This window comes from Rugosimonospora africana, assembly GCF_016862975.1.
Taxonomy (GTDB): domain Bacteria; phylum Actinomycetota; class Actinomycetes; order Mycobacteriales; family Micromonosporaceae; genus Rugosimonospora; species Rugosimonospora africana.
Genome location: NZ_BONZ01000017.1, coordinates 64350 through 87206 on the forward strand (window position 1 = coordinate 64350; position 22857 = coordinate 87206).

Sequence of the window (22857 nt, forward strand, 5' to 3'; positions counted from 1 at the left end):
ATGTTGTTGCGGCTGCGGGTACGGCTACCAGACCGGCCGGGCTCTCTCGGTCAGGTCGCCCGCACCCTCGGGGTGACCGGGGCCGACATCGTTCAGATGATCGTGCTGGAGCGCGTCGGCGGCAGGGCCGTCGACGACTTCACGGTGATCTGGCCAGCCGCCGCCCCGGTGGACCGGATCCTCGCCGGGCTCGGGGCCATCCCCGGGGTCGCCGTCGAGGGAATCTGGCGCTCGACCGGCGGGGCCCCGGCGATCGGTGGCGCCGACGCCGAGCTGGTCGGCCAGGTCGCGGCGAGCGCGGATGGCGGGATCGCCACCCTGGTCGATGCCGTACCGGGCCTGCTGTCCGCGGACTGGGCGGCGGCTCTGGTGGTACCGGCGGACTGGGCGAGCGCCGCGGAGAACGGCGGCACGACGCCGGGCCGGGCAGCGGTGGCGTACGCGAGCTGGCAGGCACCGGACCCGTTGACGATGCCGGATGTCGCCCCGCTGCGACCGCGCGCCTTCGGCGGAGCCGACGGGATGCTGTTCGCCGCCGCGCCGTTCGGCCGGGGCGGCGTGGTGCTGCTCGTCGCCCGGAGCGGCGGAGAGGCCGACTTGCCGGTACCCGCGTTCCACACGACCGAGGTCGATCGGCTGGCGCAGCTGGTCCGGGCCTGCGGGCTGGTGCTCGGCGACCGGTTGGACGGCCTGGTCGGGGCGTCGGCGGGCAGCGGCCGGGGACACCGGCCCATCGACTGGCCGGTCAACCCGTCCGGGTCGGGCCTCGCCTCGATGTTCGACCGCTGATCAAGAGTGAATAGGGAGTCGACATGGCGTTCTGGCGGGTACGGGCGACGGTGGACGACCGGCCGGGGTACCTGTCGGTGCTGACGGCCAGCCTCGCGCTGCGCTCGGTGAACATCCTGTCGGTGCAGGTGCACGCGACCGAAGCCGGCGCGGTGGACGATTTCCTGGTCGACGCGCCGGACAACCTGAGCGAGGCGGACCTGCTCGCCGCCATCGCGAAGGGCCGGGGCCGGGACGCGTGGGTCGGCCGCACCGACGTCCGCGGGCTGGTCGACACGCAGACGCAGCTGTTGGGTGTGGCGGCCCGCTTGGTACGGGACCCGGAGGAGCTGGGCCCGGCGCTGGCCGGGCTGATGAACGGCGGCACGGTGTCGTGGAGCCCCCGGGACTGCCCGGCCGGTCGGGACTTCGCGGAGGACGCCATGCGGCTGCCCGACCCGGCCGGCGGGACGCTGCTGGTCCGGCGCGACGAGCCGCCGTTCACGCCGGCCGAGTTCGCCCGGGCGCACGCGCTCGTGGATCTCGCCGCCGCCGTACTGGAGCAGGCCGGGCGCCGGTGGCACCTGCTGCTGCCGGACGGGGACGAGCTGACCGTCCGGCTCGCCGGGCCGGAGGACGCCGAGGCGGTGGCCGCGCTGTACGCCCGCCGGCGGGCGTGGGCCGGCGTGACCCGGCATCTGGGTCGTGGCGCGGCGCCAGACGCGCCGATCAATCTCACCCTGATCGCCGAGGCGGAACCGGCGGGGCAGGCCGGGAAGGCGGGGCAGGCAGAGCCGGCGGGGCAGGCGGTGGCGGCCGGTCAGGCGGTGGCTGTGGCCCGCATGCACCGCGACGGTACCGAGGCGCAGGTCGACCTGCTGGTCGTCGAGGCGTACCGGCGCCGGGGGGTGGGCAGTGCGCTACTGCGCCGGATGGCGCGGCTGGCGGCCGACGGCGGGGTGGAGGCGCTGCACGCCTACGCCTCGCAGCCGGACAGCCTGGCTCTGGTACGCATCATGGCCCGGCTGGGTCGCCCGGTGCGTCAGGTGGTCGACGGCTCGATGCTGACCCTGACCGCCGACCTGCGCCCGGACGCGACCGACCCGGTGCCCCCGACCACCCAGCCGGTGGTTCCCTCCACTCACGAAGTGAACCGGTAGCCCATGCCGGGCTCGGTGTGCAGGTACCGGGGGCGGGACGGGTCCGGCTCCAGCTTCGCGCGCAGCTGCGCCACGTACACCCGCAGGTAGTTGGTCTCCGACTCGTACCTTGGGCCCCAGACCTCCTGGAGCAGTTGCCGCTGGGAGACCAGCCGGCCGGAGTTGCGGACCAGTACCTCCAGCAGATGCCATTCGGTCGGGGTGAGCCGGACGTCGGCACCGTCCCGCACGACCCGGCGGGCGCCCAGGTCGATGGTGAACGTCTCGGTCTCCACCACCGGCTCCTGGACGGCTGGCGCTGCGCGGCGGAGCGCCGCCCGTACCCGGGCCAGCAACTCGTCCATCCCGAACGGCTTGGTGACGTAGTCGTCGGCTCCGGCGTCCAGCGCCCGTACCTTCGACTGCTCCAGGTGGCGGGCGGACAACACGATCACCGGCGCGGTCGACCAGCCCCGGATGCCCTGGACCACCTCGACGCCGTCCATGTCGGGCAGACCGAGGTCGACCACCACCAGGTCGGGCGGCTGCCGGCTCGCGGCGGCCAGCGCGGTCGCGCCGTCCGGCGCGAGTACGACGTCGTATCCCCGGGCGATGAGGTTGATGCGCAGCGCGCGCAGCAGCTGGCGGTCGTCGTCGACGACCAGGATCCGGCTCACTCGTCAGTCCACTGTGGACGCGAAGGCTCGTCCGCGCCGGACCGGCCCGCGGATTCCGGTGCCGCCCGGGGCAGCGTCACGGTCATGGTCAGTCCGCCGCCGGGAGTCTGGGTCGGATGCAGCGATCCGCCCATCGCCTCGGTGAACCCACGCGCGATGGCCAGCCCCAGGCCCAGCCCTCCGTCCGCCCGGCGATCGTCCAACCGCTGGAACGGTGCGAAGATGCGGTCCCGGTCGGCCGCGGGTACGCCCGGACCGTGGTCCACCACCGCGAAGTCCACAGTGGACGATGTGGTGGTCGCGCGCAGGGTGACCGCCGCCCCGGACGAGGCGGTGACCGAGTTGCTCACCAGGTTTGCCACCACTCTTTCCAGCAGCCCGGGATCGGCCGACACCAGGGGAAGGTCGTCGCCGATCGCCACATCCAGCGCGGCGCCGGGCGGCGTGTGCAGCAGCGCGCGGGCCACCACCTCGTCCAGCGCCACCGGCCGGGACTGCACCGACAGTACCCCGGCCTGGAGCCGGCTCATCGCCAGCAGGTTCTCCACCAGGTCGTCGAGCCGGTCGGCCGACTCCTCGACGGTCTCCAGCAACTCGTCGCGGTCCTGCGCGGAGAACGACACGTCGCCGGCGCGCAGGCTGGACGCGGCGGCCTTGATGCTGGCCAGCGGGGTACGCAGGTCGTGACCGACCGCCGCCAGGATCGCGGTGCGCAGCTTGTCCACCTCGGCCAGTTGGGCGGCGCGACCGGCCTGCTCGGCCAACCGCTGCGCCTCCAGGGTCCGGGCCGCGGCGGCGGCCAGCCGGCCGAGCAGCCGCCGGTCCTCGGCGAACAGGGTCGGGCCGACCGCGATCAGGTGCAGGCCGGGGGCTGCCTCGACCTCCAGCGCGGGTGTGGCGCTGCCGCCGACGGCTCCCACGCTGGCCACCACGGTGTCGCCCTCGACCAGCGCCACGCCCCGCATGTTGAAGGCGGTCTGCACGTGCCCGAGCAGTTGGCGCAGGGACTGGTCGACCACGGGAGCGGACGCGATCCGGGCGAGCAACTGGGCCTCGATCCCGCTGCGGGCGGCGGCGGCCCGCTGCCGGGCGGCCAGGTCGACCGCCAGGCTCACGGCCACCGCCACGAGGACGTAGACCAGCAGAGCGACCAGGTTGTCCCGCCGATCAACGGACAGAGTGTGGTACGGCGGCACGAAGTACCAGTTGAGCAGCAGATCGGACGCGATCGCCGTGGCCAGGCCCAGCCACACCCCGCCGACGGCGGCCACGAGCACCACCGGCACCAGGTAGAGCAGGGCGGTGTTGGTCAGGTTGCCGTGCGCCAGCGTGGCGGTGAGGCTGGCGAGCCCGGCCACGCCCAGCCCGAGGCCCAGCCAGGTGCGGGCCGGTGACCGGAGGGGGCGGGACTGCGCAATCACGCCTCAGTTATACGGCGACGCCGGCCTCCACCGGCTGGCGCGGCTCTGTGACCCCGCCCGGCTTCGGCGACTGATCTTGGTCGCGGCGCGGCGCGAGACGCGCCGAGCCGGATTGGTCGTGATCGTCCGATGATTCGGTGGAGCGCAGCTGCCAGGGCACGCTGGTGACCATCACCCCGGGCTGGAACAGCAGCCGGGCCTTGAGGCGCAGGGCGCTCTGGTTGTGCAGCAGGTGCTCCCACCAGTGGCCGACCACGTATTCGGGCAGATACACGACGACCAGGTCGCGGGGCCCCACGCCCCGGCGCGCGGCGATGAAATCCAGTACCGGGCCGGTGATGTCCCGGTACTTCGACTCCAGGACGGTCAGCGGTACGGGTACCCCCCGGTCGGCCCACTGCGTCTGAAGGTCGCGTACCTCCTCCTCGTTGGTGGCGACGGTCAGCGCGGTCAGCGAGTCCGGGTGGGTGGCCCGGGCGTAGGCCAGGGCGCGCAGCGCCGGCTTGTGCAGCCGGGAGACGAGGACGACGGCGTGGATCCGGGCCGGCAGCACCATTCCGGCCGGTTCGGGCGCCAGTTCGTCGGCGATCCGGGTGTAGTGCCGCTGGACGGCCTTCATCAGCAGGAACAGGGTCGGCATCGCGATCACCACCAGCCACGCCCCGTGCGTGATCTTGGTGATCAGAACGATCACCAGTACCAGCGCGGTGGTCAGCGCCCCGAGCAGGTTGATCGCCCGGGACCGGTGGACGCGGCGGCGGGCGGACCTGTCCCGCTCGGTCGACAGCCGCCGGTTCCAGTGCCGCACCATCCCGAGCTGGGACAGGGTGAACGAGACAAACACGCCGATGATGTACAGCTGGATGAGTCGCGTGGTGCTGGCGTCGAACGCCCAGATCAGTCCGGCCGCGAGCAGGGCCAGCAGGACGATGCCGTTGGAGAAGACCAGCCGGTCGCCGCGCCGGGCGAACTGCCGGGGCAGGTACCCGTCCTGGCCGAGGATCGAGGCGAGGATCGGGAACCCGTTGAACGCGGTGTTCGCGGCGAGCACCAGGATCGCCGCGGTGAACACCTGGAGCAGGTAGAACCCGATCGAGCTGGCCCCGAACACGGCGGCGCCGAGCTGGGCGATGACCGTCTTCTGTTCGCCGTTCGCGGGAAAGCCGACCAGCTCGGCGTTGTCGCTGGTGAGGTGTACGTGGGCGACGATGGCCAACGCGGTGATCCCGGCGAACATGATGATCGCCAGGGTGCCCATGATGGTCAGCGTGCCGGCCGCGTTCTTGCTCTTCGGCTTGCGGAAGTTCGGTACCCCGTTGCTCACCGCCTCCACGCCGGTCAGCGCGGTACAGCCGGAGGCGAACGCGCGCAGGCCGAGCATCAGCAGGATCAACCCGCCGGCGTGGGTCACGCTCGGGGTCACCTGGTAGCGCGCGCTGGACGCGACGAGGTGACCGCCGGTCAGCAGCTTGGCGGCGCCGACCGCGAGCATGCTCAGCACGATGATCACGAACCCGTAGGTGGGCACCGCGAACGCGGTACCGGACTCCTTGACCCCGCGCAGGTTGACCAGGGCGAGCAGGGCGATCAGCGCGACGTTGATGCCGACCTGGTACGGCGCCAGCGAGGGGAACGCGGAGACGATGTTGTCCACTCCGGCGGCCACGCTGACCGCCACGGTGAGCACATAGTCGACCAGCAGCGCGCTCGCGGCGACCAGGGCGGCGTTGGCGCCCAGGTTGGCCCGGGAGACGGCGTACGCCCCGCCGCCCGTCGGGTACGCGTAGCAGGTCTGCCGGTACGACGCGACGACCAGGACGAGCAGCACCACCACGGCGGCGGCGACCCACCAGGACAGCCACAGCAGCGCCAGACCGCCGAGGCTGAGGACGAGCAGGATCTCCTGAGTGGCGTACGCCACGCTGGACAGCGGGTCGGAGCAGAACACGGGCAGCGCCAACCGCTTGGGCAGCAGGGTCTCGCCGAGCCGGTCGCTGCCGAGCGGGCGGCCGACCAGGAACCGTTTGGCCACATCGAACACGCGAACAGCGAAACGGGCGGAAGCCGCCGGACCGGTCGGTCCTGACGGGTCTTTGACGCCGAGCCGGTCAATCTTGACGGTTTCTTGACGGTGCGGGCGTTCAGTTGCCGCGGCCGGCGAGGCGGGTGCGGATTCAGTTGTCGTGGCCGGCGAGGCGGCTGTGGGTGTTCAGTTGTCGTGGCCGGTGGGTGGAGATCCGAGTCCCGGAGCCGGATATGGACATCAGAATTCGACATGTAGGCTGGCAACATGTCGCGGGGGTATGCGTCGTCATACCGGGACGGGCGGTGATGCGGGAGTGGGACCGGTTGATCCACGGCTGATGCGGCTGCCGGGCCTGCGGACGTACTTCGTCGCGGTGACCGGCTCCGGTGTCCTCGCCGCGATCCTCGTCGTCGCGCAGGCCAGCGCGTTGTCACAGCTGATCGCGGCCGGCGTGAGCGGTCGGCTCGACCGGGGTGCGCTGGTCGCGACCGCCGTCGTGATCGCCCTCCGGGCGGCGCACCACGCGGCGCAGGGCGTGCTGGCCGCGCGCGCCGCGGCGAACGTCAAGGCCGGACTGCGCGAGCGGCTGCTGGCCGCGGTCAGCGACCGCGGGCCGGGCTGGCTGGCCGGGCAGCGGGCCGGCGAACTGGCCACGCTGGTCGGGCGCGGGGTCGACGCGCTGGACAACTACCTGATCGGGTACCTGCCGACGCTGGTGCTCGGGGTGACGGTACCGGTGGCGGTGCTGGCCCGGCTGGCGTTCGGCGACCGCACCTCGGCACTGGTGATCACGCTCACCCTGCCGCTGATCCCGATCTTCGCGATCCTGGTCGGCTGGCACACCCGTACCCGTACGGAGCGCCAGTGGCGGCTGCTGTCCCGGCTCGGTGGCCACTTCCTCGACATGCTGTCCGGCATGTCGACGCTGCGCGCGTTCGGCCGGGCCCGGGCACAGATCGACGTCGTGCGCGGGATGGCCGAGAAGTACCGCGGCGCGACCATGGCCACGCTGCGGGTGGCGTTCCTGTCCGCGCTGGTGCTGGAGTTGGTGGCCACGGTGTCGGTGGCGCTGGTCGCGGTGCCGGTCGGCCTGCGGCTGCTGGACGGCAGGGTGACGCTGCCGGTGGCGCTGCTGGTGCTGTTGCTCGCACCGGAGGCGTACGCGCCGCTGCGGGCGGCCGGCGCGCAGTTCCACGCCAGCCAGGAGGGGCTGGCCGCGGCGACGGACGCGTTCGCGTTACTGGAGTCGTCCGAGCCCGGCCGGCAAGCGCGGGTGGCCCGGGTAACCGCGCGGGTACCCGACCCGGGCGCGGTGGAGCTGGTGTTCGACCGGGTGACCGCCGGGTACGGCGACTCCCCGGTGCTGTGCGAGGCGTCCTTCACCGTTCCGGCCGGGGAGCGGGTCGCGCTGGTCGGCCCGAGCGGGGCCGGCAAGAGCACGGTGCTGGCCCTGCTGCTCGGCTTCATCGAGCCGGAGCACGGCCGGATCCTGGCCGGCGGTGTCGACCTGTCGACGGTGGACCTGGCGGCGTGGCGGGCGCGGCTGGCCTGGGTACCGCAGCGACCGCACCTGTTCGCCGCGTCGGTGCTGGACAACATCAGGCTCGGTGCGCCGGACGCGTCCGTCGAGGCGGTCGAGACCGCCGCCCGGGCCGCCCAGGCGCATGGATTCGTCGGCGCGCTCCCCGATGGGTACGCGACGGTGCTCGGCGAGCGCGGGTACGGGTTGTCCAGCGGGCAGCGCCAGCGCTTGGCGCTGGCCCGGGCGTACCTGCGCGGCGACGCGTCGCTGCTGCTGTTCGACGAGCCGACCGCCCGGCTCGACTCGGCCAGCGAGGCGGCGGTACTCGCGGCGGCGGCCACCCTGGCCCGGGACCGCACCGCGCTGCTGGTCGCCCACCGCCCGGCCCTGGTCGCGACGGCCGACCGGATCCTGTGGGTGGCCGGCGGCACGGTACGCGAGGAGACCGCCGGTGACGGTGGCGGCACGCTGGTGGCGGACCGGACCCTGATCAGGGTCGAGGGGAGTGGGGCGGCGTGAGCGCATCGTCCGGTACCGCGCCGTCCGGCACGCGGGCGGCCGGCCTGCGGATCGTCGGCGGGAGCGCAGTCCGCACGCTCGTCCTCGCGGCGCTGCTGTCCGCCGCCACCGACCTGTCCGGCCTGGGCCTGCTGGCCACGGCGACCTGGCTGATCAGCCGGGCTGCCCAGCGCCCGCCGATCGTCGCGCTGACCGTGGCCATCGTCGCGGTGCGCGCGCTGGCGATCGGCAAGGGAACGCTGCGCTACCTCGAACGGCTGGCCGGCCACGACGCGGCTCTGCGGGTACTGGCCCGGCTGCGTACCCGGGTCTACGCGAAGCTCAGCCGGGACGCCGGCCGGCTGCCGCGGGGGGACCTGCTGGCCCGCCTGGTGTCCGATGTGGACAGTGTGCAGGATCTGCTGCTGCGCTGCGCGATCCCGGCCGCCGTCGCTGGTGTCGTGACGGTTGTCACGGTCGGGTTCACCGCGGCCTTCTCCGGCCCGGCCGCGCTGCTGCTGGCGGCCGGCCTCTTGACAGCCGGGCTCGCCCTGCCCGCCCTGGCGTTCAGGCTGGCGGACCGGGCCGCGGCGCGGATCGCCGAGGTGCGCGGACGGTACCTGGCGGCCTCGGTCGACGTCCTGGCCGGCGCGGCCGACCTGGCCGTGTTCGGCGCCACCGGCTCGGCGCTGGCCGGAGCGGCCGGCCAGGCGACCGCACTGGCCCGGCTGGAACGCCGCGCGGGCGCGGTGGGCGCGGCGACCGGAGCGGTGGGCGCGCTGATCCCCGGGGCGACGGCGATCGGAGTGTTCGCGGTGACCGTGCGCGGCGGCCCGTCGGTCATGGTCGCGGTGCTGTCGCTGCTGGCGTTGGCGGCAGTGGAGGCGGTGCTGCCGCTGACCGGCGCGGCGGTGCGGTACGCGGAGCTGCGCGGGGCCTGGCGGCGGATCCGGCCGCTGCTGGCGGCGGACTCCCCGGCGCCCCCGGATCCGGCGCCGGCTCCGCTTCCGGCGCCGCTCGCCGGAGACGGCGCGGATCGGGACGGCGCGGCCCGGGATGGCGCGGCCCGGGGCGGCGCGGATCGGGGCGGCGCGGATGAGGGCGGCGCGGATCGCGGCGGCGCGGATCGGGACGGTGCGGACGTGGGCAGCCGGCGGGTGGCCGACGCGCCGGTTCCGGCCATCGCCGCCCGCCGGATCGAGGTGCGTTACCCGGGCGTCGCGGTACCCGCGCTGAGCGGCATCGACCTGGACCTGTCGCCCGGTCGCCGGGTGGCCGTGGTCGGGCCGAGCGGCGCCGGCAAGTCCACGCTGCTCGGTGTGCTGGTCGGACAGCTCCGACCGACGGCGGGCAGGCTGCTGGTGGACGGCGTGACGCTCACGTCCCCCCGCTCGGGCGTGGCCGACTCGCCGACGGAACCGGACGGATTGGGCTGGCCACGGTCCGGCGGCGTACTGGCCGACGGGTATGTGTTCCACGCCTCCGTACGCGAGAATCTCACGCTCGGCCGGACCGGGTTCGACGATCCGGCGCTGGGCCGGGCGCTGACCGACGCCGGGCTGCCGGACTGGGCCGGCCGGCTGGACGACCTGATCGGCGAGGACGGGGCCACGCTGTCCGGCGGCCAGCGCCAGCGGCTGCTGCTGGCCCGCGCGCTGCTCGATCCGCCGCCGGTACTGGTGCTGGACGAGCCGACCGAGGGCCTGGACCCGGCCGCCGCGGACGCGGTGCTCGCCGACGTGCTGCGCGTCACCGCCGGGCACACCGTGGTCATGGTCACTCACCGGCTGGTGGACCTGCGGGCGTTCGACGAGATCGTGGTGCTGGTCGACGGGCGGATCGCCCAGCGCGGCGGGCACGACGCCCTGCTCGCGAGGCCCGGATGGTACTCCACCTGGACCGGAATCAGGGAGGTCCCGGACTCCGCCATCGGCAGTGGTGTGGGACGCTGAAATGGTGTCCGATGTTGACATCGACGGCTACGCGGCCGGTCTGGCCGCGGCGCTGCGCGGTCCCCGTCGGGTCCGCGATGACCTGGTGGCCGAGGCACGCGACAGCCTGACCGACGCCGCCGAGGCATACCTGGACGCCGGGCTGAGCTCCGGGGACGCCCAGCGCCGGGCGATCGACGAGTTCGGCTCGTACCAGGAGGTCGTGCCCGACTATCAGGCGGAGCTGGCGGTGGCGCAGGGCCGGCGCACCGCCATGTTGATCGCGCTCGCGCTGCCCACGCTCTACCTGCTCGCCCCGCTCATGTGGCGACACAGCCCATGGCCGGGCACGCACCCCATGTCCAGCGAGTACCTGCGGCTCGCCTCCAGCTTCGACTACCTGTCCCTGGCCGGCGGGCTGGTGGCGGCGGTCGTGCTGCTCGGCTTCGGGTGGGGCAGCCGGTACGTCCGGGACGGGGTGCGCCTCACCCACGCGGTCGGGTACGGCGCCCTGACGTTCCTGGTCATTCACGGGCTGGCCGGCGGCGTGGTCTACGTGTGGAGCATCACTCAGTGGCCGAACGCCATGCGCTGGCCGCTGCTGGCCGGCGGGGTGGCGTTGTGGCTGGCCTTCGACTATGCCGCGTTCTGTGCCTGGCGGTGCCTGGCCACCAGCCGGGCCCAGCGGGCCGCGTTGCGCCTGGTCAGCCGGCGGCCGGTCGGGGCGTGAGCACGGCGCCGATCGTGCTGGCGAACTCCTGCCACGCGCTGCGCTCGGCGCTCAACGTGCGCCGGCCGGCGGTGGTCAGCTGGTAGGTGCGCCGCTCCCGGCCGCCGACGGTGCTCCACGCGCTTTCCACGAGTCCGGCGCGCTCGAGCCGGCGCAGGGCCGGGTAGACGGTGCCGGTGGGCAGGTTGAGCACGCCGCCGCTGCGTTCCTGGAGCGCCTCGATGATCGCGTACCCGTGCCGCGGCTCGTTGTCGAGCACGGCGAGGAGGAGTGCGTCGAGGTGCCCGCGGAGAGCGTCGGCCTTCATGTGTAGCGAGTCTACGGGTTGGCCAGGCCAGGCCGCCAGCGGGCACCCTGTCGCGATTGCCGTCCCAGATAGTAAGACGGCGGTGCCGGCCGATGCCGGGCCGGGCTGGTGAGGCACCGAGACGACGGACGGCCTGTGCGACTCGGCGGCCGGAGGGCTGGAACCCGATCACTACACCGTGCGACCTTTCGGTGACAACCTGCGTCGATGGAACGTGGAGGGGACATGGCCGGGATTCCTGGCTACCGCGATACCCCGAACCAGCCATGGGACGAGAACGCCCTGGTGAGCTGGGACGAAGCCGAGCAGTTCATCCGGCTGTTCCACCGGGAGAACCGGGATGCCGGTCCGGTGGAGCGAAGGCTGGAGGAGGTGCGGGCCGAGATCGCCGCCACCGGTACCTACGTCCACAGCGCCGCCGAGCTGACCTTCGGCGCGCAGACAGCGTGGCGCAACGCGAGCCGGTGCATCGGCCGGCTGTACTGGCGCAGCCTCGTGGTGCTGGACCGGCGGACATCCGGTACCGCGGAAGAGATCTTCGACGACCTGGTCGGCCACCTTCGCCTCGCCGGCGGCGGGCCGGCCTCGCGGAGGCGCGACGTCTGGTCTGGGTCGTCGCGCGGCGACAGACGCGCCGAGCCGGACTGGACGCCCCCGGCGGACGCACGTCGGGTCGGCCGGATCCGCCCGGTCATCTCGGTGTTCGCGCCCGCCCGGCCGGGCCGGCCCTATTCGCGAGTCTGGAATGACCAGCTGATCCGTTACGCCGGATACCGTCGGGCCGACGGCCAGTTGGTCGGCGACCCGCGGTACGTCGACTTCACCGAGGCGATGACCCGGCTGGGCTGGCGGGGCAAGGGTCGCGAGTTCGACGTGCTGCCGCTGGCGATCGAGACGCCCGGCGACGGGGTACGCCTCTTCGAGCTCCCCGAGGACGCGGTGCTGGAGGTGCCGCTGACGCACCCGGAGTACCGGTGGTTCGCCGAGTTGGGGCTGCGTTGGCACGCGGTACCGGCGATCTCGAACATGCGGTTGACGATCGGCGGCGTGCACTACCCGCTGGCGCCGTTCAACGGCTGGTACATGGGCACCGAGATCGGTGCGCGCAACCTGGCCGATCCGGACCGGTACAACCTGCTGCCGGTGATCGCGGCCCGGCTGGGCCTGGACACCACGACCGAGACGACACTCTGGCGCGACCGGGCACTGGTGGAGTTGAACCGTGCCGTGCTGTGGTCGTACCAGGCCGCCGGGGTACGCATCTCCGACCATCACACCGAGGCGCGGCGGTTCCTCGCTCACGTGGAGCGGGAACGGCGGGCCGGGCGCCGTACGCCCGCGGACTGGACGTGGATCGTGCCGCCGATGTCCGGGGCGGCGACGCCGGTGTTCCACCGCTACTACGACGAGGCCGACCAGCGGCCGAACTTCTATCTCGACCCTCCGGCCCGGGAGCTGGCCCAGCACGGGCGGACGACCCGGCCGGCGGTGGCGAACCCGGCCGGGACGGCACGGCTGATGTCGAGGTGCCCGTTCGCACCTGTCGTATCAACGACAGCGGCTCCGGTCGACTCCACCCCGCCGGTGCGGGAACCGGCGATGTCCGAGTGGTGGGTGCCTCGTCAGCCGGTGGGGCGGGAGGCTCTCAACTCCTTGCGCTGAACCCGGCCCACGCGCCCGCGTACCGTCGCGAACACCCGACGCCACCAGGGGGTCGGGCGGAACCGGGGGCAGAGGCCGGCCGGACACGTGACGCACTCCGTACCGGATCGGAAGTGCGAGTGCGCGTCACGCGGGTGACCACAGAGGCAGAGCAAGGCTTTCGGCCGTTCCAGGTGCATGTACAAACCGTCGACGTGATTTTACCATCCGTAGTTTTGCCTGGTAGTTGTGGCCGCCGAGGGGTCTTTCTCGGCGGCCGATTCATCGACGGTGGTCGCTGGTGTGTTCCGACACGCCCCGGCGGTCCGAGACCGGTCTCGGACGTCGCGCGGCCCGGACGAACCGAACCGGACCGGTCGGAGGCGGTGGGGTCGGTCGGACGGTTCGTCGCGTCGCCGACCCGGTCCATCGGTGGTTGTCCACCCGTCGCGGAACGTGGTCCAGTCGGAGGGCGTCTCACCTCTCGCCTATCGTGGGGCCGAGCCAAAGCCGTTATCCTGGCGCCGCGTCGCATGCTTGCCGGGGGGCGGTGCAGTCGTCGGCGCCCAAGCACTTGGAGATATAGGTTGATCGTTCCCTCAGCCAATCTGTCACGTCCGCCGACCGCCGAGCGCTATCCATCGTGTGGGTTCAGGAGCGGGCGCATCGGGGTCGCGGTTCCGGAGCGTCGTGGGCGGGCGCTCGGCGCGTGGAGCTGGAGGGTGCAGCGGTCGGATCGGAGTCGCAACGCATGAACACGGGGGATGAGGCTCAGGTGGGGAGGCCACAGGTGAAGCGCGGCGGGGAACCGAGTGAGACTTCCCACAGCGACCGCCTGCGGGTCAGCGTCATCGTTCCGGCGCTGAACGAAGAGCGCAATCTGCCGCACGTGCTGAGCCGGATCCCCGACGACATCGCCGAGGTGATCCTCGTCGACGGTGGGTCGGTGGACGGGACCGTCGCCAAGGCCCGCCAGATGCTGCCGTCGGTGATCGTGGTGCACCAGACGCGTACCGGCAAGGGAAACGCGTTGGCCTGTGGCTTCGCCGTCAGTACCGGCGACATCGTCGCCATGATCGATGCCGATGGCTCGACCGACCCCGCGGAGATTCCCCGCTTCGTCGACGCGCTGTTGCAGGGTGCCGACTACGCCAAGGGCTCACGGTTCCGGCCGGGCGGCGGCAGCCACGACATCACCCGCCTGCGCAAGCTGGGCAACTACTTCCTCAACGGTGCGGTAAACCTGCTGTTCGGCACCCGGTTCACCGACCTGTGCTACGGATACAACGCGTTCTGGCGCGAGGCGTTGAAGGTCATGGACCTGCCTGACATCGACCTGCCCCGCCCGCCGAACGGCGATCGGCTGTGGGGCGACGGGTTCGAGATCGAGACTCTGATCAACGTCCGGGTCGCGAGCCACGGCCTGCGCATCACCGAGGTCGCCAGCGTGGAAGCGGCCCGGATCCACGGGGTCAGCAACCTCAACGCGTTCGGGGACGGCTGGCGGGTGCTGCGCACCATCGTCGCCGAGTTCCGTCGCCACCGCGCGCTGCTCAAGCGGGAGAAGCGCGGCATCGCGGTCGAATCGGTGAAGCGTGCCCCGATTCAGCCGGGGCCCGCAGACGGAGAGTGGTGACGGTGGCCGATCCGCAGGTCAGCGTCGTCATCCCATGTCACACGCTGGAACGCACGCAACACCTGACGCGTGCGGTCGCCTCGGCGCTGGCACAGCACCCCGCACCGGCCGAGGTCGTGGTGAGTGTCGACCACAACGACGCGCTGGCCGACTTCGCCCGCTCGACGCTGACCGGGGTCACCGTGGTGACCAACGAGTACGCCCGGGGCGTGTCCGGCAACCGCAACACGGGTGTGGCGCACACCGGCACGCCGCTGGTCGCCCTGCTCGACGACGACGCGTACGCGCACCCCGGCTGGCTGGCCGGCCTGGTCGGCCCGTTCGAGGACCTGCGGGTCATCGGCTCGGGGGGCGCGATCGTACCGATCTGGGAGAGTCCGCGGCCGTCGTGGTTTCCGGACGAGTTCCTGTGGGCGGTGGGCGGCTCATACACGGGCATGCCCACGATGACGGCGCGGGTACGCAACGTCTGGTCGGCGAGCATGGCCGTACGCCGCACGGCTTTTGAGGCGGTCGGTGGCTTCCGGGTCGGTTTCGGCAAGGTCGGCGACCGCGCCCGGCCGGAGGACACCGACCTGTGCCTGCGGATGAGCAAGGCCACCGGCGGGACCTGGATGTACGTGCCGCAATCGCGGATCGATCATCCGGTACCGACGGCGCGCACCACGCTGCGGTTCTTCCTGGGCCGCTGCTTCAACGAGGGACGCGGCAAGGTCGAGATGGGCCGGCTCAACGACGGGCGGGAGAGCCTGGACTCCGAGCGGGACTACCTGCGCAAGACGCTGCCGAAGGCGGTCGGCCGCGGGGTGGCCGCGACGCTGCGCGGGCAGGGTGCGGCGAACGCGGGCCGGGCGGTGGCGGTACTCGCCGGGATGTGCGCCGCGGCGGCCGGCGGCGCGGTGGAGACGCTGCGCCCGCACCGGCCGGCGGATCCCTCGGTGGCGCCCGACCTGCCGGTGGCACCCGGTTTGCCGGCGGCATCCGATCTGTCGGCGGCACCCGACCTGCCGGCGGGATCCGATTTCCCGGCGGCACCCAGCTTGCCGGCGGAGAACGCGTCGGTCGGGGAGCGCGCATGAGTCTTGCCGGCACGGTCGAGTCGACCGGCACCCAGGCCCGGGTGCCGGCGGTGGTGCGCGACCTGGAGCTGACCGAGGCGTTGCCGGCCATCGCCGCCACGGACCCGGCCGGCCGCCGGGTCGAGCGGGCCTGGCTGCTCGTGCGGCTGTTCACCGAACCGCTGGGCTTCGCCGTCCTCGACGTACCCGATCGCGGGCTGGCGCCCGAGGAGGTCGCCGCGTCGGTCGCCGCCAAGTTCGGCGCACAGATCGCGCAGCGGCTCGCGGGTGCCGGCGTGCCGCCGCGGGAGGAGGTGCCGGTCGGTGGCATCCAGGTCCCGGGGCCGGTTCCGTTCCTGGCCCGCCGCGCGGAGGTGCTGCGCGACGCGCCGCCGATCACCGTGGTGGTGTGCACCCGCGAGCGTCCCGAACAGTTGACCGCGTGCCTGGACAGCCTGCTCGCCCAGGACTATCCCCGGCTGCGGGTGCTGGTCGTGGACAACGCACCGGTGAGCGACGCGACGGAGCGTGTGGTCCGCGCCGCTGCCGAGCGCGGGCCGGTGGATTACCTGGTCGAGCCGGTTCCCGGCCTGTCGCGGGCGCGCAACCGGGCGGTCGCCTCGGCACCGGGCGACATCCTGGCCTGGATCGACGACGATGAGCGGGCCGACCGGCACTGGCTGGCCGAGGTGGCTCGGGCGCTGGCCGACCACCCGCAGGCGTCGGTGGTCTCCGGGGTGATCGTGCCGGCGGAGTTGGAGACGCACGCGCAACTGCTGTTCGAGCAGTTCGGTGGGCACAGCAAGGGACGCGGTTTCACCCCCGACGTGTTCTCTCCGGCGACCGCGCGGCGGCAGAGCCCGCTGTACCCGCTGCCGCCGTTCGGGACCGGGGCGAACATGACGTTCCGGCCCGGCGTCATCGAGCGCATCGGCGGCTTCGACCGCGCGCTGGGCGCCGGTACCCCGGCCATGGGGTCGGAGGACACGCTCGCCTTCACGCAGGTGCTCCGCGGCGGCGGCACGATCGTCTACCAGCCGAGCGCGATCTGCCGCCACTATCACCGGCGCGACCTGGCCGGTCTGCGCGAACAGATGCGCGGGTACGGCACCGGGCTCACCGCCGCGTACACCAGCCTGGTGCTGCACAACCCGCTCGTGCTGCTCCCGCTGCTGCGGCTGATCCCGACCGCGCTGCGCGACCTGTCCAGCGACGACAGCCTGCGCAACGCGGGCATCGACGAGCATTTCCCGGCCGAGCTGATGTCGGCCAACCGGCGCGGCATGCTCGCCGGTCCGTTCGCGTACCTGCGGGGAACGCTCGGCCGCCGGCGTGCCGAACGGACACCGCCAGGCCGATGAGCGAACGAAATCCCGGCCCGAACGCCGCCGGCCCTTCACCGGAACGGGATGGGCCCGCGGCCGAGGGCGCGGCGCAGCGACGGCGCTCCGGGCGGGCGCCCGAAGCGGGAACCGGTGCCCAGCAGCGACGGCGATCCGGTGCGGCACCCGCGCCGGAGACGGGCCCGGCAGCGGCCGACCCGCGTGCGGGCGGGTGGGGGACTGCCGGTACGGCGCGCGGATCGGGCGGGCGGAGGCCGGCGGCGCCGGGCGGTCGGCAGCCCGGTCCCGAGGAGACGGCGGTGATTCCGCGGGTCGGGCCGCTGGGACCGGGGCAGAACCCGGCGGTACGGCGCGGCAGGCAGCCCGGCCCGGACGAGACGGCGGTCATCCCTCAGCCCTCGCCGGAGGGGCCGGAGCGGACGGCGCCGATTCCCCGCGACGCCCAGCCGAGGCTGGGGAACGCCGGGTCGATCCCTCGACCCCGGTCCATCGGTGAACGCGGGGAAACGGCCCCGCCGCGCGGCACCGCTTCGCGTGCGGTTCCGCCTGCGGCGGCAAGGCCGGTAGTTCCGCCCGCGGCGAGGCCGGTGGTGCCTCCCGCGGCTTCGCGTGCGGTTCCGCCCGCGGCGGCGAGGTCGGCGGTGCCTCCCGCGGCGGCGAGACCGGCGACGCCTCCGGCCGCGGACCAGCGGACGCCCCCGGCCGCGCAGGACGCGCCCGCGGCTCGGGCCAAGCCGGCGGCGCCGAAGTCCGCGCCGAAGTCGATGCCGCCGCCGTGGCCCACGGCGCCGCCGACGTCCTCGGCCCCGTCCACGCCGCCCGCGTCCACGGTGCCGCCCGCGTCCACAGTGCCGCCCGCGTCCACAGTGCCGCCCGCGTCCACGGTCGCCATGCCGCCACCGGCGGCCAGGTCGGTGGTGCCGCCGGCACAGCGCGCGCCGTCCGAGTCGACGAGACGAACCGTGCCGGCCAGACCGGCAGGTCCGGGGACGCAGGGCAAGTCGCCCGTTTCGAGAGGCGCGCCGCCGGTCACGCCGCCCGGGTCCAGAGGCGCGACGCCGCCCGCGCCGCCGGGGTCCAGGAGCGCGCCGCCGGGGTCCAGAGCCGGGATGCCGCCCGCGCCGCCGGTCCCGCCGTCCACCACCGTGCCGCTGCCCCGGACGGCACCCGGGCCGATGCCGGAGTCCACCACCGTCCCGCTTCCGTCGGCGCGGCCGGGGGATACCGGGGCGCGCCTGGTGGTACCGGCGCCGCGCAAGGTCGAGAGCGTGGCGCGGGTACCGGTCGGGGCTCCGGACGAGACCATGGTGCTGCCCCGGTTCACCGACTCGGCGCCCGACCAGACCGTCGTGATCCCGAGGGTGGCGGAGCCGGTCGCGGAGGCCGCCCGGGCGCCGGGCTGGCTGCCGTCGCTGGGCCGGGCACCGGAGGTGCTCGCGCTGTCCGCGTTCGGTGTCGTCCTGGTGGCCCTGGCCTATCAGGGCGGCCGGTCGGGAGCGGGCTGGGCCGGCGCGGCGTACTGGCTCGGGCAGCTGGTCGTCTCCGTACCCGTCGCGGTACGCATGTTCTTCCGCCGCCTCGCCGGTGTCGCCGAGTCGTTCGTGCTCGTGATGGGGTTGGCCGTCGACGAGTACCTGCAGAAGTGGCTCTACAGCCCGGACCAGTTCCGGTTCCCGGACGAGCTGCAGCACTGGGTCGGCACCAACATCCTGCTGCAGGACGGCCGGCTCTTCCAGCCCAACAACGCGCTCCCGGTGGCGGTGCACTTTCCCGGGCTGGAGGAGATGACGGCGTCGCTGTCGTCGATGACCGGGTTGTCCATCACCAACGCCGGCCTGCTGGTCGCCGGGGTGGCCCACCTTGCCTTCATCGGGTTGCTGTTCCTCGTGGTGCGCAGCACCGGTGGCTCGGCCGAGCTGGCCGGTGCGGTCTGCGTGATCTACTCCACCGCGCTGCACTACCTGTTCTTCGACTCGATGTTCATCTACCAGACCGCGGCGCTGCCGTTCCTGATGCTGGTGATCTGGGCCAGCCGGCGGTGGGAGCCGCGGCAGCGGCACACGGCGGTGTACGCGGTGCTGTGCGGCGTCGGGCTGCTGGGCGTGTCGATCTGTCACCACGTCACGGCTGCGGCGACGATCGCGACGCTCGGGCTCATCGGCGCCTGCGAGGCGGTCATGAACCGGCCGCGACGCTGGGCCACCCTGATCGTCGCCGGAGCCGGGGTGGTCCTGGTCACCGGGTGGTTCGCGCTCGTGGCCCGCGAGGTGTTCGGCTACCTCGGACCGCCGGTCGAGCAGATGGTCGGCGGGGTGGCCGGGATGCTGCGCGGCGGCGGGTCGTCCGGCGGCTCGTCGTCGCCGGGCAACCCGATGTGGCAGCTGGCCGTGGAGGCGTTCGGCCTGCTCGCGCTGCTCGGCCTGCTGGTACGGGCGGGCCTGGTGAGCTGGCGGTCGTCCGGGCGGTTCGACGCGTGGCGGGCGGCGGCGCTGATCGGGGCCCTGGTCTTCTTCGCCTCGACCGCGGTGCGGTTCGTCGGCTCGGAGGGACCGGAGCTGGCCGGCCGTGCCTCGACGTTCACCTACATCCCGATGTCGATGGTGGCGGCCGGCGTACTGGTCGGCTGGCGGCCGCGGCTGCGGGGGCCGAGCCGGCCGCTGGTGGTGAAACGGGCGGTGGACGGGGTATTGAGCCGGATGAGACCGATCTGGGTGCATCCGGTGGTCCTCGGCCCGGTGATCGTGACGCTGCTCATGGCGGGTTCCCGGGTCGGGGGGTGGCCGCCGTACTGGGAGCAGTTGCCCGGCCCGTACCTCGTGTCGGGGTATGAACGCTCGGTCGACCAGCAGGGCGTGGCCGGGGCGGTGTGGACGTACGACTGGCTCGGGCCGGATCACCGGGTGGCCGCGGACATCACCGGCGCTACCCTGGTCTCGACGTACGGGGAGCAGAATCCGGTCGGCGAGGCATCGAAGCTCTACTATGACGGCACATGGAACCTTGACGACGAGCTACTCCTGCAGTCACTGGGCGTCGACTACCTTTGGGTCGACACCCGGATCTCCCAGCAGCTACCGATTTCCGGGGCGTACTTCCCGGTGGATCCGCAGACCGGGCAGCACACCGCGCCCATCCCGCAAGGGAATCTGAGCAAGTTCGACGATGTCGCCGGGATCAACCGGGTGTACGACAGCGGTGACATCCACGTCTACGACATGAGGAACGCATGAGGTTGGCGGGTACCCGGTGGGCGGCGCTGGCCGTCCCGCTCTCCGCTGCCCTGGCGCTCCTGGCCTGGCTGGTCACGCTGCAGCACGCGGTTGGCCCGGCGCGGGTCGTGGCGGGACTGCTGCTGGTGTTCGTGCTCCCCGGCGTGGCGGCCACGGCGGCGCTGTTTCCCGAGCTGGCGGTGCCGGAGCCGGGGCGCGCCGCCAACGAGCGGCCCCGCCTGTCCCGGCTGGAACGCGTCGTGCTGGTTCCCACGCTGAGCCTGGCCGTACCGGTCATCGGCGGGGTGTTGCTGAACCTCGTCGGCCTGCGCCTGACGGCCGCCACCTGGGGCGGGCTCGGTGCCGTCGCGACGCTCCTGCTGGCCGGCGTCGCCTACCTGCGCCAGCGTGGCTCGCGGTCGCCGTCCGACCCGTTCGCTCCGGCCGGCGGCTCCGCACGACCGGCTGCCTTCCCACCCGGGGCCGCCGGCTCCGGCCGCCCCGGAAGGCCGGCGGTCGGGATGCTTCGGCGCCTCGCGCCGCTGGCCGTGGCCGTCGCCCTGCTCGGGATCGCGGGCTGGATCGGCATGCGCAGCGCGACGAACGGGGCACAGGAGTCGTTCACCGCCCTGTCGATGGTGCCCGACGACGACCCGAACCCGGCCGACCAGGTACGCCCGGTCACCCTCGCCGTCGACTGTCACGAGAGCGCGCCGACCCGATACACGGTCAAGGTGCGGGAGGATGCCGGCGACGGCCACCAGTACCAGCTGTCGTTGCAGCCCGGTGAGGTCTGGAAGCAGGATCTCGACGTGCCGACCACCGGCCGGGTCACGGCCGATCTGTTCAAGGGGGACGGGGACACCCCGTACCGCAGCGTCTTCGTGTCAGGGCTGCAATGACGTTCTACAACAGCGGCAACGCCCGCGAGACCCCGTACCCCGACTCGACCGACCGGCGCGAGGCGCTGCTCGAAGCGCTGCGGTGGATGACGGTCTACGAGAGCGCGAACGCCGCGACTCCGCGTAACCGCCTGCAGCGGGTGGTCAAGCGCAACGGCGACCTGCTGAGCAACTCCGGCGCCCTGATGGCCACCAGCGTGCTGACCTCGCTGCTCGGCTTCGTGTACTGGTGGGTCGCCGACCGGTCGTTCTCCGCCGAGGCGGTCGGTGCCGCGTCCGCCGCAATCTCGGCGATGACGCTGGTCGGCACGCTCGGCATGTTCGGGATGGGTACGCTGCTCATCTCCGAGCTGCCCAAGTCCAAGGACCGGCAGTGGAGCCTGATCTCCACCTGCGTCCTGGTGGCCGCGGGCGCCTCCACGCTCGGCGGGCTCGTCTACGTCGGGCTCGCCCTGTTCGCGATCCCCGGGCTGCGCGAGTCGCTGGGCTCTCCGCTGGGCATCGCGCTGCTGATCCTCGCGATGGCGCTCAACGGCGCGATGCTGGTCTTCGACGAGGGCCTGGTCGGACTGCTCCTGGGGCACCTGCAGCTGCTGCGCAACGCATACTTCGCGGTCGGCAAGCTCATCGTCGTCGGCATCGTCGCGCTGCTGCCGGTCGCGGTGACCGGCAGCGAGATCCTGGGTACCTGGGTGGCCGGCATCCTGGTGTCGCTGCCGCTGCTGTGGTTGTCGCTGCGCTCTCGCGGGGTGGGCTCGATCCGTCCGCGACTGTCCCGGCTGCGCGGCCTCGGCCGGCACGCGATCGACCACAACCTGCTCAACGTGGCGCTGTTCCTGCCCCGGACCTCGTTGCCGCTGGTGGTCACCTCGGTCGTGTCGACCCGGGCCAACGCCGCCTTCTACACGGCGTGGATGGTGATGGGCTTCCTGGCCATGATCCCGGGAAGCATCGCGACGACACTGTTCGCGGTCGCCAGCGGCGACATAGCCGGTCTGCGGGCGAGGGTCCGGATCGGGCTCGCGGTCGCGCTCGGCGTCGGCGTACCGGTGTCGACCGGCATCGCGGTACTCGCCCGACCGATCATGGGGGTGTTCGGCAGCGAGTACGCGTCCTCGGCGTCCGGCGCGCTGACCGTGCTGGCGCTGACCTATGTGGTCGGTGTGATCCGGCAGTTCTACGTCGCCATCTCGCGAGTACGGCAGCGAGCGCGGCGGGCGAGCGTCTACGCGGTACTGATCGGAGTCATGGAGCTTGGCGCGGCGTGGATCGGCGGCAGCCACGACGGGTTGTCCGGGCTGGTGGCCTGGCTTGCCGGCGCGTTCGTGGTGGAGGGTGTGCTCATGGCGCCGGCGGTGATCCAGGTCGCGCTGCGCCGGGTTCCGGCGGCGGCCGGCGCGGCCGGGGCCGAAGCCGAGTCTTCCGCGCAGGCGTCCGGGCCGGGCGAGGGTACGCCGGCGCCGTCCAACCCGGTGGTACCGGCGAGGCCGCGCAAGAAGCCGCCGGCGGTCTCGGCTCCGGCCGAGCAGACGGCGGTCATTCCCCGGCCGAGGGTGGACGAGACGATGGTCATCCTGACCGGCAAGCCGGACGAGACGATCGTCCTGCCGGGCACCAGGCCGGACGAGACGATGGTCATTCCCCGGCCGAGGGCCGACGAGACCATGGTGATACCCCGGCCGCGCGTCGACGAGACGGTCGCGATGTCCGGGACGAAGCCGGACGAGACGATGGTGCTGTCCCGGCTCTCGGATGACCAGGCAGCGGTGACCCGACCAGTGACCCTGAGGAACAGCCCGGTCAATCCGTGGTTCACGTCCGACGCGAACGATCTGTTCACACCGGTGGCGGCCGACGAGACCGCGGTGATCCCGCGGTTTGCCGCGGTACCGGGCCCGCGGCCAGCGAAGCCGCCCGGCGAGGAGACCACGGCGGTCGTCGTGCGGCCGGTGGCGGCCGACGAGACTGCGGTAATTTCCCGAGTACGCCCGGACGAATCGGCACAACATCCACCTCGCAGCATATGATCCCGCTATGTCTGCGCACCGT

Annotated in this window: 17 protein-coding genes; 12 read left to right on the forward strand and 5 right to left on the reverse strand. The window is 73.0% G+C overall.

What is annotated here, in order from left to right; all coding sequences use genetic code 11:
- Together Raf01_RS10140 and Raf01_RS10145 are read left to right on the forward strand one after the other, a co-directional pair.
- Positions 1-789: an ACT domain-containing protein gene (locus Raf01_RS10140; protein ID WP_239133501.1), complete on the forward strand. Its 789-nt coding sequence runs from the start codon at positions 1-3 to the stop codon at positions 787-789.
- A 23-nt stretch (positions 790-812) separates the two neighbouring features.
- On the forward strand, positions 813-1928 hold the full coding sequence (locus Raf01_RS10145; protein ID WP_203917523.1) for a GNAT family N-acetyltransferase: 1116 nt from the start codon (positions 813-815) through the stop codon (positions 1926-1928).
- Here Raf01_RS10145 and Raf01_RS10150 read toward each other — a convergent pair.
- From Raf01_RS10150 to Raf01_RS10160, 3 genes are read right to left on the reverse strand one after another with little or no spacing between them, the layout of a single operon-like run.
- Positions 1910-2584: a response regulator gene (locus Raf01_RS10150; RefSeq protein WP_203917524.1), complete on the reverse strand. Its 675-nt coding sequence runs from the start codon at positions 2582-2584 to the stop codon at positions 1910-1912. The two genes, Raf01_RS10145 and Raf01_RS10150, sit on opposite strands and share 19 nt — an antisense overlap.
- Positions 2581-4005 (reverse strand): ATP-binding protein, encoded by a 1425-nt coding sequence (locus Raf01_RS10155; RefSeq protein ID WP_203917525.1) that lies wholly within the window; start codon positions 4003-4005, stop codon positions 2581-2583. The genes Raf01_RS10150 and Raf01_RS10155 overlap by 4 nt, the downstream gene beginning before the upstream one ends.
- Positions 4006-4012: 7 nt before the next feature.
- Positions 4013-6046: an APC family permease gene (locus Raf01_RS10160; RefSeq protein ID WP_203917526.1), complete on the reverse strand. Its 2034-nt coding sequence runs from the start codon at positions 6044-6046 to the stop codon at positions 4013-4015.
- Between the two features lie 322 nt (positions 6047-6368).
- On the opposite strand from Raf01_RS10160, the gene cydD reads away from it, so the two are divergent.
- Genes cydD through Raf01_RS10175 form a run of 3 tightly spaced genes read left to right on the forward strand, consistent with a single transcriptional unit; the run spans position 6369 to position 10712 of the window.
- The gene (gene cydD / locus Raf01_RS10165; protein ID WP_203917527.1) at positions 6369-8072 is read left to right on the forward strand and encodes a thiol reductant ABC exporter subunit CydD; all 1704 of its coding nucleotides are present in this window, start codon (positions 6369-6371) and stop codon (positions 8070-8072) included.
- Entirely contained in the window at positions 8069-10003 is a 1935-nt protein-coding gene (locus Raf01_RS49435; protein WP_239133502.1) for an amino acid ABC transporter ATP-binding/permease protein, read from the forward strand. Before cydD ends, Raf01_RS49435 begins: the two co-directional genes overlap by 4 nt.
- Before the next feature lie 4 nt (positions 10004-10007).
- The gene (locus tag Raf01_RS10175; RefSeq protein WP_203917528.1) at positions 10008-10712 is read left to right on the forward strand and encodes a permease prefix domain 1-containing protein; all 705 of its coding nucleotides are present in this window, start codon (positions 10008-10010) and stop codon (positions 10710-10712) included.
- Here Raf01_RS10175 and Raf01_RS10180 read toward each other — a convergent pair.
- The gene (locus tag Raf01_RS10180; protein ID WP_203917529.1) at positions 10687-11019 is read right to left on the reverse strand and encodes a PadR family transcriptional regulator; all 333 of its coding nucleotides are present in this window, start codon (positions 11017-11019) and stop codon (positions 10687-10689) included. The two genes, Raf01_RS10175 and Raf01_RS10180, sit on opposite strands and share 26 nt — an antisense overlap.
- Positions 11020-11244: 225 nt before the next feature.
- On the opposite strand from Raf01_RS10180, the gene Raf01_RS10185 reads away from it, so the two are divergent.
- The 4 genes from Raf01_RS10185 (at position 11245) to Raf01_RS10200 (ending at position 16715) form a co-directional block, all read left to right on the forward strand.
- Complete coding sequence (locus Raf01_RS10185) at positions 11245-12681, forward strand: nitric oxide synthase oxygenase (protein WP_203917530.1); 1437 nt, start codon at positions 11245-11247, stop codon at positions 12679-12681.
- Positions 12682-13450: 769 nt separating this feature from the next.
- On the forward strand, positions 13451-14296 hold the full coding sequence (locus tag Raf01_RS10190; RefSeq protein ID WP_239133503.1) for a glycosyltransferase family 2 protein: 846 nt from the start codon (positions 13451-13453) through the stop codon (positions 14294-14296).
- 2 nt (positions 14297-14298) lie between these two features.
- Complete coding sequence (locus tag Raf01_RS10195) at positions 14299-15375, forward strand: glycosyltransferase (protein WP_203917532.1); 1077 nt, start codon at positions 14299-14301, stop codon at positions 15373-15375.
- Entirely contained in the window at positions 15372-16715 is a 1344-nt protein-coding gene (locus Raf01_RS10200; protein ID WP_203917533.1) for a glycosyltransferase family 2 protein, read from the forward strand. The genes Raf01_RS10195 and Raf01_RS10200 overlap by 4 nt, the downstream gene beginning before the upstream one ends.
- A gap of 373 nt (positions 16716-17088) precedes the next feature.
- Here Raf01_RS10200 and Raf01_RS10205 read toward each other — a convergent pair whose 3' ends face one another.
- Positions 17089-17889 (reverse strand): hypothetical protein, encoded by an 801-nt coding sequence (locus Raf01_RS10205; protein ID WP_203917534.1) that lies wholly within the window; start codon positions 17887-17889, stop codon positions 17089-17091.
- Between Raf01_RS10205 and Raf01_RS10210 the strand changes: the two genes are divergently transcribed.
- Genes Raf01_RS10210 through Raf01_RS10220 form a run of 3 tightly spaced genes read left to right on the forward strand, consistent with a single transcriptional unit; the run spans position 17873 to position 22835 of the window.
- The gene (locus Raf01_RS10210; protein ID WP_203917535.1) at positions 17873-19927 is read left to right on the forward strand and encodes a putative glycosyltransferase family protein; all 2055 of its coding nucleotides are present in this window, start codon (positions 17873-17875) and stop codon (positions 19925-19927) included. The genes Raf01_RS10205 and Raf01_RS10210 overlap by 17 nt on opposite strands.
- Positions 19924-20808 carry a DUF8471 domain-containing protein gene (locus tag Raf01_RS10215; protein ID WP_203917536.1) on the forward strand — a complete coding sequence of 295 codons (885 nt, stop codon included), beginning with the start codon at positions 19924-19926 and terminating at the stop codon, positions 20806-20808. Before Raf01_RS10210 ends, Raf01_RS10215 begins: the two co-directional genes overlap by 4 nt.
- On the forward strand, positions 20805-22835 hold the full coding sequence (locus Raf01_RS10220; RefSeq protein WP_203917537.1) for a lipopolysaccharide biosynthesis protein: 2031 nt from the start codon (positions 20805-20807) through the stop codon (positions 22833-22835). Before Raf01_RS10215 ends, Raf01_RS10220 begins: the two co-directional genes overlap by 4 nt.
- Positions 22836-22857 lie beyond the last annotated feature (22 nt).

What these genes read in the sequence shown, in the direction of transcription:
- Raf01_RS10140 (WP_239133501.1), top strand. Translation starts at nt 1, where the DNA reads ATGTTGTTGCGGCTGCGGGTACGGCTACCAGACCGGCCGGGCTCTCTC.
- Raf01_RS10145 (WP_203917523.1), top strand. Translation starts at nt 813, where the DNA reads ATGGCGTTCTGGCGGGTACGGGCGACGGTGGACGACCGGCCGGGGTAC.
- cydD (WP_203917527.1), top strand. Translation starts at nt 6,369, where the DNA reads ATGCGGCTGCCGGGCCTGCGGACGTACTTCGTCGCGGTGACCGGCTCC.
- Raf01_RS10180 (WP_203917529.1), bottom strand. Translation starts at nt 11,019, where the DNA reads ATGAAGGCCGACGCTCTCCGCGGGCACCTCGACGCACTCCTCCTCGCC.
- Raf01_RS10185 (WP_203917530.1), top strand. Translation starts at nt 11,245, where the DNA reads ATGGCCGGGATTCCTGGCTACCGCGATACCCCGAACCAGCCATGGGAC.
- Raf01_RS10200 (WP_203917533.1), top strand. Translation starts at nt 15,372, where the DNA reads ATGAGTCTTGCCGGCACGGTCGAGTCGACCGGCACCCAGGCCCGGGTG.
- Raf01_RS10210 (WP_203917535.1), top strand. Translation starts at nt 17,873, where the DNA reads ATGCCGGAGTCCACCACCGTCCCGCTTCCGTCGGCGCGGCCGGGGGAT.
- Raf01_RS10215 (WP_203917536.1), top strand. Translation starts at nt 19,924, where the DNA reads ATGAGGTTGGCGGGTACCCGGTGGGCGGCGCTGGCCGTCCCGCTCTCC.
- Raf01_RS10220 (WP_203917537.1), top strand. Translation starts at nt 20,805, where the DNA reads ATGACGTTCTACAACAGCGGCAACGCCCGCGAGACCCCGTACCCCGAC.